This window comes from Dactylosporangium sp. CA-233914 (assembly GCF_050942935.1).
In the GTDB taxonomy this organism is placed as follows: Bacteria; Actinomycetota; Actinomycetes; order Mycobacteriales; family Micromonosporaceae; genus Dactylosporangium.
The window spans coordinates 3,410,265-3,422,977 of record NZ_CP192030.1; the positions used below are offsets into that span (position 1 = coordinate 3,410,265).

Annotated in this window: 12 protein-coding genes and 1 pseudogene; 7 read left to right on the top strand and 6 right to left on the bottom strand. The window is 71.3% G+C overall.

Translation table 11 applies throughout. The features are described 5' to 3' along the window. Nucleotides 1-14: 14 nt before the first annotated feature. Nucleotides 15-560, bottom strand: a complete 546-nt coding sequence (locus ACQPY0_RS15740; protein ID WP_432989359.1) for a MarR family winged helix-turn-helix transcriptional regulator — start codon at nt 558-560, stop codon at nt 15-17. A 54-nt stretch (nt 561-614) separates the two neighbouring features. Here ACQPY0_RS15740 and ACQPY0_RS15745 point away from each other — a divergent pair, with 54 nt between their 5' ends. After that, nucleotides 615-1,310: a hypothetical protein gene (locus ACQPY0_RS15745; RefSeq protein ID WP_432989361.1), complete on the top strand. Its 696-nt coding sequence runs from the start codon at nt 615-617 to the stop codon at nt 1,308-1,310. Nucleotides 1,311-1,505: 195 nt separating this feature from the next. Beyond that, nucleotides 1,506-2,264, top strand: coding sequence for an SDR family NAD(P)-dependent oxidoreductase (locus ACQPY0_RS15750; protein ID WP_432989362.1), 759 nt, complete (start codon nt 1,506-1,508; stop codon nt 2,262-2,264). Between the two features lie 87 nt (nt 2,265-2,351). Here the strand turns inward: ACQPY0_RS15750 and ACQPY0_RS15755 are convergent. From ACQPY0_RS15755 to ACQPY0_RS15770, 4 genes and pseudogenes are all read right to left on the bottom strand, one after another. Then, nucleotides 2,352-3,561, bottom strand: a pseudogene (locus ACQPY0_RS15755) (RNA polymerase sigma factor). Further along, nucleotides 3,519-3,668: a hypothetical protein gene (locus ACQPY0_RS15760; protein ID WP_432989364.1), complete on the bottom strand. Its 150-nt coding sequence runs from the start codon at nt 3,666-3,668 to the stop codon at nt 3,519-3,521. The pseudogene ACQPY0_RS15755 and the gene ACQPY0_RS15760 overlap by 43 nt, the downstream one beginning before the upstream one ends. A 54-nt stretch (nt 3,669-3,722) precedes the next feature. Beyond that, complete coding sequence (locus ACQPY0_RS15765) at nt 3,723-4,343, bottom strand: dihydrofolate reductase family protein (RefSeq protein ID WP_432989366.1); 621 nt, start codon at nt 4,341-4,343, stop codon at nt 3,723-3,725. Nucleotides 4,344-4,775: 432 nt separating this feature from the next. Further along, the gene (locus tag ACQPY0_RS15770) at nt 4,776-6,437 is read right to left on the bottom strand and encodes a class I adenylate-forming enzyme family protein (RefSeq protein ID WP_432989368.1); all 1,662 of its coding nucleotides are present in this window, start codon (nt 6,435-6,437) and stop codon (nt 4,776-4,778) included. Nucleotides 6,438-6,601: 164 nt separating this feature from the next. On the opposite strand from ACQPY0_RS15770, the gene ACQPY0_RS15775 reads away from it, so the two are divergent. Genes ACQPY0_RS15775 through ACQPY0_RS15785 form a run of 3 tightly spaced genes read left to right on the top strand, consistent with a single transcriptional unit; the run spans nt 6,602 to nt 9,802 of the window. Next, nucleotides 6,602-7,960 (top strand): condensation domain-containing protein, encoded by a 1,359-nt coding sequence (locus ACQPY0_RS15775; RefSeq protein ID WP_432989370.1) that lies wholly within the window; start codon nt 6,602-6,604, stop codon nt 7,958-7,960. Further along, entirely contained in the window at nt 7,957-8,886 is a 930-nt protein-coding gene (locus ACQPY0_RS15780; RefSeq protein ID WP_432989372.1) for a 3-oxoacyl-[acyl-carrier-protein] synthase III C-terminal domain-containing protein, read from the top strand. Before ACQPY0_RS15775 ends, ACQPY0_RS15780 begins: the two co-directional genes overlap by 4 nt. Nucleotides 8,887-8,905: 19 nt before the next feature. Continuing rightward, the gene (locus tag ACQPY0_RS15785; protein WP_432989374.1) at nt 8,906-9,802 is read left to right on the top strand and encodes a 2-hydroxy-acid oxidase; all 897 of its coding nucleotides are present in this window, start codon (nt 8,906-8,908) and stop codon (nt 9,800-9,802) included. Here ACQPY0_RS15785 and ACQPY0_RS15790 read toward each other — a convergent pair. Beyond that, nucleotides 9,784-10,053 (bottom strand): acyl carrier protein, encoded by a 270-nt coding sequence (locus ACQPY0_RS15790; protein WP_432989376.1) that lies wholly within the window; start codon nt 10,051-10,053, stop codon nt 9,784-9,786. The genes ACQPY0_RS15785 and ACQPY0_RS15790 overlap by 19 nt on opposite strands. Before the next feature lie 56 nt (nt 10,054-10,109). Here ACQPY0_RS15790 and ACQPY0_RS15795 point away from each other — a divergent pair, with 56 nt between their 5' ends. Together ACQPY0_RS15795 and ACQPY0_RS15800 are read left to right on the top strand one after the other, a co-directional pair. Further along, on the top strand, nt 10,110-11,300 hold the full coding sequence (locus tag ACQPY0_RS15795; RefSeq protein ID WP_432989378.1) for a glycosyltransferase: 1,191 nt from the start codon (nt 10,110-10,112) through the stop codon (nt 11,298-11,300). Continuing rightward, a complete protein-coding gene (locus ACQPY0_RS15800) occupies nt 11,300-12,613 on the top strand; it encodes a glycosyltransferase (protein ID WP_432995260.1) in 1,314 nt (437 codons plus the stop codon). The genes ACQPY0_RS15795 and ACQPY0_RS15800 overlap by 1 nt, the downstream gene beginning before the upstream one ends. Nucleotides 12,614-12,713: the final 100 nt, after the last annotated feature.

The window sequence follows — 12,713 nt, forward strand, 5'->3', positions numbered from 1 at the left end:
GACCGCCAGACCGATCACGGTATTTCGGCGGCGCCCTGACCCGACTTCAGCCCGTTGGGCCGACTCGGCCGCGCCGGCGCTGCGGACGGTGCCGGCTGCGAGGGCTCGAGCCGGTGGCCAGGGTGCACGTCGGGGTCCAGCCCGCGCAGCGCACTCAGCGTCGAGAGCAGGTCGAACAGCTGGGCCTTCTGCTCGGCGGTCAGACCGTCGGTCAGCGCGGCCTCCTGCGCCTCGGCGACCTGCCGGAGCGAGGCGAGCAGCGCCCGCCCGGCGTCGGTGAGGTTGAGCTGCTGCGTACGGCGGTCGGTGCCGCGGGTCCGTTGGGCCAGGCCGGCCTGCTCGAGACGGTCGACGAGCGCCACCACCCGGCTCTGCACCGCGCCGAGCTGGCCGGCGAGCTCGCGCTGGCTGATCCCGGGTCTGCGGCCGATGATGCGCACGACTCCCGCCTCCGAGGGCGTGATGCCCAGCTCCCGCACATGGTCGGCGAACAGCTTGGCGGCATGCGTGCCGAGTTGCGACAGCAGGAAGCCGATGCGGGCGGGACGGTCCTGAGACATGCCTCTCAGGGTAGACCATTGACTGAATCGTTCAGCAGATGAATGATTACTGGCATGACAGAATCTTCCAGCGGCGTCACTCGCCGGCCCGACGGCCCGCCCGCCGGCATCGTCGCGGCGGTCGCCCTCGGGCTGTCGATCGCGGCCGTCGTCGTTCCGCTCGCCCTCTCCCGCGCGAGCTTTCCCACGCCGGCGTCGACGGCGGCGCAGGCTGCGGACTACCTCACCGGCCACCCGCTGGCGTCGAGGCTCGGGGCCCTGCTGACCTTCGGCGCGTCGGCACCGATCGGGATCTACGCGGCGACCGTCTACGCGCGGCTGCTCCGGCTCGGCGTCCGGGTGCCAGGTCCGAACATCGCCTTCTTCGGCGGGATCTCCGCGTCTGTCCTGCTCGCCACGTCGGGCCTGCTCGCCTGGTCGCTCGGCGAGGCCGCCACCGACGTACCGGCGGCGGTGCTGCACCTCCTGCTCGACCTCGTCTTCGCGCTTGGCGGCATCGGTTTCGTCGGTGGACTCGGCCTGCTCATCGCCGGCATCGCCGTGCCCGGGCTGATCGTGCGCCTGATTCCCCGCTGGCTGGCCTGGGTCGGGCTGGTGCTGGCGGCGGCGAGCGAGGTGTCGTTCCTCGGCATGCTGTGGCCGGGCTTCGACGTGCTGCTGCCGATCGGCCGCTTCGTCGGGTTGCTCTGGCTCGCCGCGGTCGGGTTCCTGTTGCCGCGCACCCGCCACGACGTCCCGGCCCGCCAGTGAGCGGTCCCAGCGGACGCAGCGGTGCTCGCGACGGCTCTTCGGGCTCGCGGCGGGCGGGTTGCGGGCTCGGACCGGGTCGATCCTGCCCGGCATGGCCGTCCACGCCCTGACCGCCGCGCGGCTCTTCGGGCCGGCACTGGCCGCGACCGCATACGGCGGTGCGGCCTGAACACCAATGAACAGAGAGGGAGATCGATGACTGAGTTCACGGGCCAGGTCGCGCTGGTGACCGGCAGCACGCGGGGCATCGGGGCGGCGATCGCGCGACGGTTCGCCGCCGAGGGCGCCGCCGTGGTCGTGCACGGGCGCGACCAGCAGGCCGCCGCGGAGGTCCAGCAGCAGATCACGGCGGACGGGGGCCGAGCGGTCACGGTCCTGGCGGACCTGACGGAGTTCACGCAGGTCGAGGCGATGAGGTCGGCCATTGAGGACGCTCTCGGGCCGGTCGACATCCTGGTCGCCAACGCGGGGGGCAACCCGGTCCCGCCCGGCCCCATCGAGGAGATGACCGAGCAGGGATGGCGTGCGGCCATCGACGCCAACCTCACGGCCACCTTCCTGACCGTCAAGGCGTTCCTGCCCGGCATGAAGCAACGCCGCCGGGGCGTCGTGCTCACCCTCTCCTCGGCGGCCAGCCGCCGCCCGACCGCCTTCTCGCCCGCCGGCTACCCCGCCGCCAAGGCCGGCATCGAGGTACTCACCAGGCAGGTCGCCCTGCAGGCCGGTCCCTTCGGCATCCGGGCCGCCTGCATCGCGCCCGAGACGATCCTGACCGAACGCAACCGGGGGCAGATCCCCGAGCACGTCCAGCAGCAGCTCATCCAGGCTCATCCCATCCAGCGCCTCGGCACCCCCGAGGACGTCGCCGACGCCGCGGTGTTCCTCGCCTCGCGGCACTCGGCCTGGATCACCGGCGTCACCCTCGACGTCGCCGGCGGGTCGGTCCTGGCCTGACCGGCCTAGACCGGTCCGGCGTGGATGAAGTGGGCGGCCCAGCGGCGGTCGCCGCAGCGCGCAGGGTTTCGATCGGATCCGTGGGCGTTACCGCAGTTGGTCGCGGCGGCGGGTCAGGTAGGCGGTCTCGGCGGTGTTGCCCGTCAGGTCGATGGCTTTGTCGTAGGCCGCGCGCGAGTCCTGGCTGCGGCCCAGTCGGCGCAGCAGGTCGGCGCGGGTGGCGTGGTAGGGGTGGTAGCCGGCCAGTCTGTGCTCGAGGCGGTCGACGGTGGCGAGTGCCACCTGCGGGCCGTCGAGTTCGGCGAGGGCGATGGCCCAGTTGAGGGCGATGATCGGGGAGGGGTCGAGGCGGGCGAGTTGGTTGTAGAGGGTGAGGACCTGTGACCAGTCGGTGTCGCGGATGTCGCGGGCGGAGGTGTGTACGGCGTTGATCGCGGCGAGGATCTGGTAGCGGCCTGGAGCCACGCCGGCGGCCAGGCGGTCCCGCACCAGCTGGTGGCCCTCGGCGATCAGCGCCGTGTCCCAGGCCCCGCGGTCCTGTTCGTCGAGGGGGACCAGTTCGCCGCCGGCCGAGATTCGGGCGGGGCGGCGGGCCTCGATGAGCAGCATCAGCGCCAGTAGTCCGGCCACCTCGCCGTCCTGCGGCAGGAGGGCACGGATCAGGCGGGTGAGCCGGATCGCCTCGGCGATGAGGTCGTGACGTACCGGGTCGGTGTCGGGGCCGGTCGCCGGGTAGCCCTCGTTGAACACGAGAAACAGGACGGTCAGTACGCCGGCGACGCGGGCCGGGAGGTCCTCGCCGGACGGCACCCGATACGGGACGCGAGCCGCCTTGATCTTGGCTTTCGCGCGGGTGATCCGCTGCCCTATGGCGCTGTCGGCTACCAGGAAGGCGTGGGCGATTTCGGGTACGGTCAGGCCGCCGAGCATGCGCAGTGTCAGCGCTAGGCGGGCTTGCATGGCGAGGGCCGGGTGGCAGCAGGTGAAGATCAGCCGGAGCCGGTCGTCGTCGATGGCGCCGAGGGGCTCGGGTGGGGTGTTGTCGTACACCATCTGAGCCTCCTTGTGCTTGTCGTCGCGTTTGTGCTCGCGCCGGATCCGGTCGATTGCCTTGCGGTTGGCGGTGGTGGTCAGCCAGGCCCGGGATTGGGGGCACGCCGTCGGCCGGCCACCGCTCGACGGCGGTCGCGAACGCCTCGGCGGCCGCCTCCTCGGCGATGTCGAGGTCACCGAAACGCCTGGTCAGGGCGGCGATCACGCGGACAGAAACGGCCGTACCTCGATCTTGCGGTTGCAGGCCTTCGACCCGTCGGCGGCGAGCTTGAGCGCCACGCCGAGGTCGGGGGCCTCCTTCGGGGTGGCCGGGCCGGTGCCGTCGTCGATCACGGAAATCAGGTACTGCATCTGAAGATCATCTCCGGTGGTTTCAAGACAGTTGTGGTCTACCGGGCAGGGACTTCAAGCCGTTGCGTACTGCGGGCGCCCGGCCGGCCGGAAGACCTGGATCGTCACGCCGTTCGAGTCGACGCGCGACTCGACCAGGTCGAGCGCGAGATCCGGGCCGGCGTCCGGGAACAACCGTGCGCCCTGGCCGAGCACCACGGGAACGACAACCAGCGTCATCTCGTCAACCAGATCGTGCTTCAGCAGCCACCGGATCAGGGTGCCACTGCCGTGCACCTGCAGCTCACCCCCCGGCTTGGCCTTCAGGTCCGCGACGGCGGTCGCCGGGTCGTCGGACAGGACGGTGGTGCCCGACCACGCCGGATCGGCGAGTGTGGCCGATGCCACGTACTTGGGCCGGGTGTTCAATGCCCGCATGACGGGCTCCCAACCAGGGACATCCTGGACCGTCAAGGACCCCCACGAGCCCGCGAACAGCTCGTAGGTCCGCCGGCCGAACAGGAACGCGTCGGCGCGCTGGTAGGTCTGGTTGATGAACGCCTTGGTCTCGTTGTCGCCCTTGCCCAGGGCCCATCCGCCGCGCTCGAACCCGTTCCTGCGGTCCTCGTCCGACGCGCCACCGTTTCCCTGCATCACTCCATCGATAGTGACCTGGGTCATGGTCGTCAGCTTCATGATCGCGGTCCCTTTACCTTGGCGCCGCCCCCTTGTGGGCGGCCTCACCCCTGCTACGAACACCACCGTCCCGATCCGACACCGCCTCCCGGATTTCTTCATAGAGTTTTCCGGGACGCCGGTCGTCAGCGATTGCCACGGCCCACGAACTGGAGTTCGCGGCGGCGTAGGCTGCCGGGCTCCGACAGTCCGCGGTCGACGGCAGCGCCTCATGCCCGTCCCCGCGAACGCGGCGCGCGCCGGTTTCGAAGCCGCCACACTGGCTGCGAGCGGGCTGCTCGGAGGAGACCAGGCCCTCGAGGGCCATCTGGCGTTCCTCCGGTCGTACGGGGCAACAGAGGCAGCCTTACCGGCGCTTGCTGTGCCCGGAGCCCCAAATCCGTCGCCCGGTACCAGCTGACGGGCCCCCGATGGGCGAGGTCGATATCATGATCAGTGTGACTGCGGCGCTGCGGCCAGGTGGCGCTGGCGCATCAGGAACTTGCGGACCTTGCCCGTCGGGCCCAGCACGATGTCGTCCTCGCTCACCACGGGAGCGCGTCGCACGGTCTCCCCGGCCGGGCCGCCGATCGCCTCCCGGATCATCGCGGTGCGGTCGATGTCGGGGTCGGCGCCGTGAGCCAGGATCAGCAGGACGTCGGTGATCACCTCGTCGCCGACGCGGCGCGCCACGACCGTGCAGTCGCGCACGTCTGGGCGGCGGGCGAGGATCCGCTCCTCGGTCAGGGCGGTGTAGAGCCATTGGCCGTCGCCCAGTTCGACCGCGTCGACCGCACGGTCGACATGGTGGTAGCAGCCCGCGCCGTCGCGATACATCAGATCGCCGGTCAGGTAGTAGCCGCCGAGACGGGTCCGGTAGGTGTTGACCGAGTCGTTCCAGTAGCCGAGGGCCAGCGTGGGTGACCTCAGCCCGACGTGGCCGACCTGACCGTCGGACACCGGCTGACCGGTCTCGAGGTCCAGCAACACCACGTCGGCGAACGGGTACGGTTTGCCGACGCAGCGGTCGTAGTGGTCGGTGCCCTGCCGATGGGTGACGTGGAAGGCCGAGTGCCCCATCTCGGTCGACCCGATGCCGTCGGTGAACCGGGAGCCGGGAACGGTCACCATGCCCTGCGACGTCCAGGTGGGGTGGCTGCCCACGGCGATGAGCCGGCGCACGTGGGCCTCGTGCGCGCAGTCGCCGGTGTTGAACCACACGCGCACCGAGTCGAGGTCCCGCTGGGCGAGGTCCAGCGCGGCGAGTTCCGCCCACGTCACGGCGAACCCGAACACACCGGTGGGGCGCCAGCGTTCGATCGCGTCGAGGACCGCCGACCCGTTGCGCCCGAACGGCCCGCCCTGCGCGGACAGGCACAGCAGCTCGTAGCGATTGCACAGCGCCTGGTTCAGGGTGATGATGCCGGCGGCATGGGCGGCGGGCAGTGCCGACATGTGTCGTACGGGCTCGTGCGACCGCGGCTCCGTCAGGCGGATGGCGCGGATGGCCGCGAAGAGGCTGCTGTGCGAGTGTACGACCGGCGTCGGCATCCGCGTGGTGCCCGAGGAGTGCGTGACGGCGATCGGGTCGTCCGCGTGGTGGCGGTAATGCGGGGGCGCCTGGGCCGGGTCGCCGGTGCCGATCTCGCCGGCGTCGAAGAGCGGTGGTTCGCCGGTGTCCTGCCCGGCCAGGCTCTGGCCGGTCAGCTGCGGCCGGTGCGCGACGTCGACGATCACGCCGACCACCCGCAGCCGCCGGATGTACTCGACCGCGACGTCGCCGGGCATGTTGCCGTTCATCAGGGCCGGAATCGCACCGAGCCAGGTGAGCGCGAGGTAGCTGACGAAACAGTCGGCGGCGGAGGCGACGTAGACGGCGACGGGGTCGCGCCGCCCGATGCCGCGCCCACTCAGCCATGCCGCGCGTGCCGCGACCCGGTCCTCGAGGGCGCCGAGCGTCAACGCGGTCCACGCCGGATGGCCGTCGACATCGACGTCGAAGGTGATGGTCGGCTCGTCGGGCGAGACGCCGTGTTCGCGCAGCTTCGCCAGGACGTTGCCGGCGCCGAGGTCCGCATCGGCGATCAGTTTCGTGCGAAGGGTCGTTGTGCCCACGGTCTTCTCCCTCGTTCGCTATCGACGTCGGGCCGGGCGCGCTATTTGATACCACCGCCGGTCAACAGATGTAAATATGCTTGTGCATCACCGGAACGGCGGTCATACTTCGGCGGCATCGACGTGAGTCCCACTACATGCGGCGCATGCGAGGAGACGGACCGATGGTGAGCGCGGTGAGCCGGGTCGTCGTGCCGTTTCACGCGGCAACCTCGGGCGTCGAGGAGCTGACGTGGGGCCAGCGCGAGATCTGGACCGCGATGGTGAACCAGCAGTCCTGGCTTCCGATCTTCTTTGTCCAGCCGCTTGAACCTTTCACCACGGTCGACGGCGTCGCCGCGGAGCTGCGCTACTGCATGCAGCGCTACGACTCGATGCGCACAAGGCTGGAGTTCGGGACGGGCGGCGAACCCCGCCAGGTCGTGGCCGGCGCCGGCGAGACCGTGCTCGAGGTCTTCGAGGCCGGCGACGCTGACCCGGCCGAGGTCGCCGCCGAAGTCCGGGAGCAGTACCGCACCGGGGACCACGACTTCGTCCACGACTGGCCGGCGCGCACGGCGGTCGTGCTGCGCCACGGCACGCCGACCCATCTCGTGAGCGTGTACTGCCACCTCGTGATGGACGCCCTCGCCCGGGCGGTGATGCTGCGTGATCTGCGCGATCGGGGTGCCGTCCCCGGCGGGGCCATGCGGCCCGCGCAACTCGCCGAGTGGGAACGCGGCGATGCCGCGCGCAAGCTGAACACGGCGTCGATGGCGTACTGGGAACGGCAGCTGCGGCGCATCCCGGCCCGCCGGTTCGCAGCGTCGGCCGATCCGCGTACCCCACGCTACTGGGAGGCGGTGTTCCGGTCGCGGGCCCTGCACCTGGCCCTGCAGGTGATCGCCCCGGGCGCCGCCGGGGCGACCGCGCCGCTGCTGACGGTGTTCGCGGTGGCACTCGCTCGGGTGACCGGCAGCAACCCAGTTGTGGCGCAGGTCGTGGTCGGCAACCGGTTCCACTCGCACCTGGCCGACGTCTTCGCACCGGTCAACCAGACCGGCCTCTGGGTCCTCGACGTCGCCGACACGACGGTCGCCGAGGCGCTGGGCCGCAGCCGGCGCCGGGCGATGAGCACCTACAAGCACGCGTACTACGACCCGCGTGAGCGCGCCGGCCTGATCGCCCGCGTGTCCTGCGAGCGCGGCGAGGAGCTCGACCTCAACTGCTTCTTCAACGATCGCCGGATGAACCGGACAACTGGCGACGTCCCGACCGCGGCCGACGTCACGGCGGCGTTGGGGACGAGTACCTTCACCTGGCGGACACGGACCGACAAGCCCAACGAGCGCCTGTTCGTCCACGCCGAGGACGCCACTGACGTCGTAGAGCTCAGTGCCTGGACCGACACGCGATACCTCTCCCCGGGAGACCTCGAGGCAGTGCTGCGCGAGATGGAGGCGGTCGCCGTCGCGGCGGCGCTCGACCCGGCGGAGCCGACCAGGGTGCACGGCGCGGCACTCGTCCAGCCGGAGCACCAGTGACCGCGATCGAGGCGGTCGGCACGTACGTGCCGCAGCAGCGGGTGCCGGTCGGCGCGCTGGCCGGCGCGCTGGGCCTGTCGCCGATCCAGGTGGCGATGTTCGAGCGTTTCCACAAGCTGACGGAGGTGCGCCGCGACGCCGACGGCTCGCTGCTGGACCTGCTCCTGGCCGCCACCGACCGGCTCGCGGCGCTGCGCGGCAACGAACACCGGGTGAAGTACGTGCTGCACGCCCGCGCCTTCCCGGTGGTCGTGCCGTTCCCCGGCAACCCGCTGCACGAGCTCTGCCGCCGTAGCGGGCTGGGCCACGCCGAGGCGTTCACGGTGACCCAGCAGTCGTGCGCGACGGGCCTGCTCGCCATCGACATCGCGGGCCGGCTACTTGCCGCGTGCGCAGAGCCGGACGCGCTGGCCCTCGTCCTCGCGGGCGAGAAGGCCTTCACCCGCGACTCGCGGCTGCTGCCCGACACATCCATCTTCTCGGAGGGCTCCGCCGCGTGCCTGGTGAGCCTCGACGGGCCCCGCGACCGGCTGCTGGCCTACGCCAGCCTGCCGCGGGGCGACTTCGACGGCGAACAGGAGGAGGTCTCCGCGCGGTTCCAGCGAGGATACAAGGCCGGCATGGTCGACGTGATCCACGCCGCGCTCGACGACGCGGGCGTGAAACTCGACGAGATCAGCGTGATCCTGCCGCACAACGTCAACCAGGTGTCCTGGCGACGGGTGTGCAAGCTGCTCGGCGTCCCGCTGACCCGCGTGCTGCTGGACAACGTGCTGAGCGCCGGGCACATGTTCTGCGCCGACGCGTTCGTCAACTACCAGACGGCGAAGGAGCGTGGCCTGCTGCGCCCGGGTGAGCGCTACCTCGTCGCCGCCGCCGGGGCCGGGCTCGGCGCGACGTTCTCCGCGATGGTCTTCGAACACTAGGCATGGATACGGGATCGACGTGACGGACCAAGATGCCGCGCCGCGGCCACGCACGCACGCGGCTGTCCCGCCGCGTCACACCGGCGCCCTCTACATCAACCGAGTCGAGCGGCGCACCTTCGACGGGGACTGCGAGTTTCTGCGTGCCCCGCACCATCGCGCGGCCATCGGGACCTACCTGTCGGACCTTCTCCTGCCGCACGGCCTGGACCTGAACGAGGACCTGCTGGCGGCGGGGGCCGGTCACTCGTACGGGGAGATGGGCGCCGAGCTCGTCGGCTCGGTCGTCGGCGCGGACGAGCCGGTCGACCTGCTGGTCGTGGCGTTCAATGTGCCCGACGTGCGGCCCGGGCGGGCCACGGCCACGTACCTCAGCCACGTCTGCCCAGGCAACCCGCAGTCCTTCGCCATCTGCGACCAGGGCGTCGCGGCGGCGTACACCGGGCTGCGGCTGGTCCGCGAGTACGTCGGGTCAGGCGCCTGCCGGCGGGCCCTGCTGCTGGTGCTCGAGCAGACCACACTGCACTACCAGGTGCCGGGGCCGGTGGAACTTCCGGCGCGGCACGCGGGCGTGGCGCTGCTGTGCACCGGGCGGCCCGGCGCGGCCGGCACCGTCCGGCTGGACGGGGTCCGGGTGCGCACCGAGGTCGGGCCCGGGCAGGCGGCCGGGCTGCTCGCGACGGAATTTGCCGAGCAGCTTCTCAGGCACGGGGACGCGACGACGCTGGTCGCGGGTAACGGCTTCGACCCGGGTGACCTGCCGGCCGGCGCTCACCGCGGCCCGGCTGGACAGCCGCTCACCGCAGCGTGGTGGGAACTGGCCGCCGAGGCCCCGGGGCGGGCTGTCGTGCTCGCCGACTATGAGCCGTCGCTGCGCTACCTGTGTGCCGCGACCTTCTACTGGGGCGTGGCGTGAGCAGCGATGTAGTCGGCCAGCTGGCCCACGGTGACCAGCTCCTCCTGCTCGAGATCCTCCACGTCGACCATGATGGACAGGTCCCGCTCCAGGTCCAGGATCAGCTGCACGCCCTGCGACGAGCTCATCCCGAGCTCGTCCTCCAGGTTCGACCCCTCGGTCACCGGCTGCTCGAGCCGGAGCATCCGCACGAGCAGGTCGGACATCGTCGCCACCACCTGCTGCCTCAGCGACCCATCGACCTCCACCATGACCACATGACAGCAGTGCCGCACATGGATGTCAACCGCGACCGGAGGGTGGGCGGATGAGCCGGTTCCTGTTCGTGGTGCTGCCACTCGCCGGGCACATCAACGCGCCGCTCGCGGTGAGCGACGCGCTGCTGGCGGTCGGCCACGAGGTCGCCTGGTGCGGGCCGGAGTCCTACCTGCGGCCGCTCGTCGGGCCGGACGCCGTCGTCCATCCGACGGGCTCGCGGTTCTATCCCGAGCAGGACGGGCACGGTCCGGCGGCACTGCGCCACGTGTGGGACTCCTATCTGGTACCGATGGCCCGGTTCACCCTCCCGGCGGTCGAACGAGCCGTGGCGGCCTGCCAGCCCGATGTGCTCGTCGCCGACCAGCACGCCTTCGCGGGCGGCCTCGTGGCGCGTCGGCACGGGCTGCGCTGGGCGACCCTCGCGCCGAGCGCGCTTGAGCTGACCCGCCGCCCGGGCGATGCCCCGGAGGTGGATGCCTTTGTACGGTCCCACCTCGCCCTGCTCCGCGAGAAGGCGGGCCTGCCCCTGGGTCACGACGTCGACGTGCTGTTCTCGCCGCACCTGGTGATCGCCTTCACCACAGCGGCCCTCACCGGAGCTGCCCGCGTGCCGGACACCTGCGTGCTGGTCGGCCCCGCGCTCGGTCGTGGGCCTGCCTACGAGGGCTTCGCATGGGACTGGCTGGACCCGCACCGGCAGCATGTGCTGATCACGGTGGGGACGCTGGCGGACAGCGTCGCCCGCGACTTCTTCGCCACCGCGGTACGTGCGCTGGCCGACCTGGGCGAGCGGCTGCAGGCGGTGCTGGTCGCTCCGGCGGACGCGGTGCCGGACCCGCCGGAGCACATCCTCGTCGCCGCGCGGGTGCCGACACTGCGGATGATGCCGCAGCTGCACGCCGTCGTGAGCCACGGCGGGATGGGCATCGTCGGCGAGGCGCTGGCGGGCGGCGTCCCCCTCGTCATCGCGCCGATCCGCTACGACCAGCCCACCGTCGCCGACCAGGTCGCCGCGGCCGGGGCGGGCGTACGGGTGCCCTTCATCGGCCTGACCGCGGAGCACCTCCGCACGGCTGTCACCACCGTGCTGGACGATCCGGTGTACCGCGCCGGCGCGCGACGGGTCGGGGACTCCTTCGCGGCGGCCGGCGGTGCCGCGGCCGCGGCCGCGCACCTCGAGCAGCTCGCTATCAGTCCGATGTGGACAGCACTCGACCGGAAGGGAACGGTGAGCCAGTGATGGTCCGGCGTCGCCTGAGCGTGATCATCCCCGCCTTCGACAACGTCCCCCTGCTGGACGTCACGCTGGCCTCGCTCACCCGGCAGAGCCTACCGGCCGACGAGTTCGAGGTGATCGTGTGCGACGACGGCTCGCCCACCGCGCTCGGTCCGGCCGTCGACACGTACGCCGACCGCCTGAACATCACCTGCGTCCGCGCCGATCAGAACCGGGGCCGGGCGGCCAACCGCAACGCCGGGGCGGCGCGGGCGAACACGGACGTCCTGGTCTTCCTGGACTCCGACACCGTGGCGCATCCGGACCTGCTCAGTCACCACCGGGCGTTCCACGCGGGTCGATCCGGCCGGCCGGGCGTACTGCTGGGCCGGCGGTTCGACATCGACTGGGTGGGCGTCGACACGCTGCGCCGCGGCGAGTCGCTGACCGAGCCGATGCTGGACGCGTACCGGGGGGATCCCCGCGACATCAACTGCTGCCTGCCGCAGCACCTCGCCGACTTCCACCGCGCGCCGTGGCTGCTCGGCTTCAGCCACAACGTGTCCATGGACCGCGCCACGTTCAACGCCGTGGGCGGCTTCGACGAGGCGATCGTCCGCTGGGGCCTGGAGGACACCGAGCTGTTCTACCGGGTCTTCCACCACCACGGCGGCGCGTCGGACCTGTTCGAGCTCAGCGACGACGCGGTGGCGTACCACCTGCCGCACTACCGTCCGACCCGCGCGTTGCTGGCGACCCTGGACAACATCAACTATGTGACCCGCAAGCACCGCCGCTACGACTTCGAGGCGATGCACAGCCCCGGCACCCTCGGCGAGCTCCTTGGACGCGTTCGGCTGTACGGCGATGCCATCTCCGCCTGCCGGCGCGAGGGCCTGGGGCGAGCGGCCGGCCTGCCGATGCCGATCCGGCAGGAGCTGGCCGCCGGCCGCACGCTGGCGATCGGGTTCGGCGTGGCGCAGCTGGCGCTCGGCGACGGCTCGCACACGTTCGACCACGACGCCCCGCCCGGCGAGACCAACTGGCACCTGCTCGGGCTCATGCTGCAACACTTCAAGACCGGGCAGTTCGACCGGATCGTCAACATCGACCTGTGGCGCTTCCTCATGCCGGAGGACCTCAATCTCTTCGTGACCAAAGGGCTCCTCAAGTCCGACCGGATCGACCTGGTCGCGGCGCACGGCGGGCCCGATCCGGTGACGCTGCTGCCGCTGCCCTTCGTCGCTGACGTCGACTACGTCGCCCAGATGCTGGGCTCCCACTTCAAGGTCGAAACCGCGACGTACGACGGGCTCACCGTGCTCACGGCCCGGTAGGGCCGGCGCGCCCCGGCGCCGCAGCAGCGACCGGGGTTGCGGGGTTGAGGGCTTCAAATGTATGATTGTCGTACAATGTTGCGAGCCGGTTCGGGCGGAA

What these genes read in the sequence shown, in the direction of transcription:
- ACQPY0_RS15760 (WP_432989364.1), bottom strand. Translation starts at nt 3,668, where the DNA reads ATGCAGTACCTGATTTCCGTGATCGACGACGGCACCGGCCCGGCCACC.
- ACQPY0_RS15800 (WP_432995260.1), top strand. Translation starts at nt 11,300, where the DNA reads ATGGTCCGGCGTCGCCTGAGCGTGATCATCCCCGCCTTCGACAACGTC.
- ACQPY0_RS15765 (WP_432989366.1), bottom strand. Translation starts at nt 4,343, where the DNA reads ATGAAGCTGACGACCATGACCCAGGTCACTATCGATGGAGTGATGCAG.
- ACQPY0_RS15775 (WP_432989370.1), top strand. Translation starts at nt 6,602, where the DNA reads ATGGTGAGCGCGGTGAGCCGGGTCGTCGTGCCGTTTCACGCGGCAACC.
- ACQPY0_RS15795 (WP_432989378.1), top strand. Translation starts at nt 10,110, where the DNA reads ATGAGCCGGTTCCTGTTCGTGGTGCTGCCACTCGCCGGGCACATCAAC.
- ACQPY0_RS15745 (WP_432989361.1), top strand. Translation starts at nt 615, where the DNA reads ATGACAGAATCTTCCAGCGGCGTCACTCGCCGGCCCGACGGCCCGCCC.
- ACQPY0_RS15750 (WP_432989362.1), top strand. Translation starts at nt 1,506, where the DNA reads ATGACTGAGTTCACGGGCCAGGTCGCGCTGGTGACCGGCAGCACGCGG.
- ACQPY0_RS15740 (WP_432989359.1), bottom strand. Translation starts at nt 560, where the DNA reads ATGTCTCAGGACCGTCCCGCCCGCATCGGCTTCCTGCTGTCGCAACTC.
- ACQPY0_RS15790 (WP_432989376.1), bottom strand. Translation starts at nt 10,053, where the DNA reads ATGGTGGAGGTCGATGGGTCGCTGAGGCAGCAGGTGGTGGCGACGATG.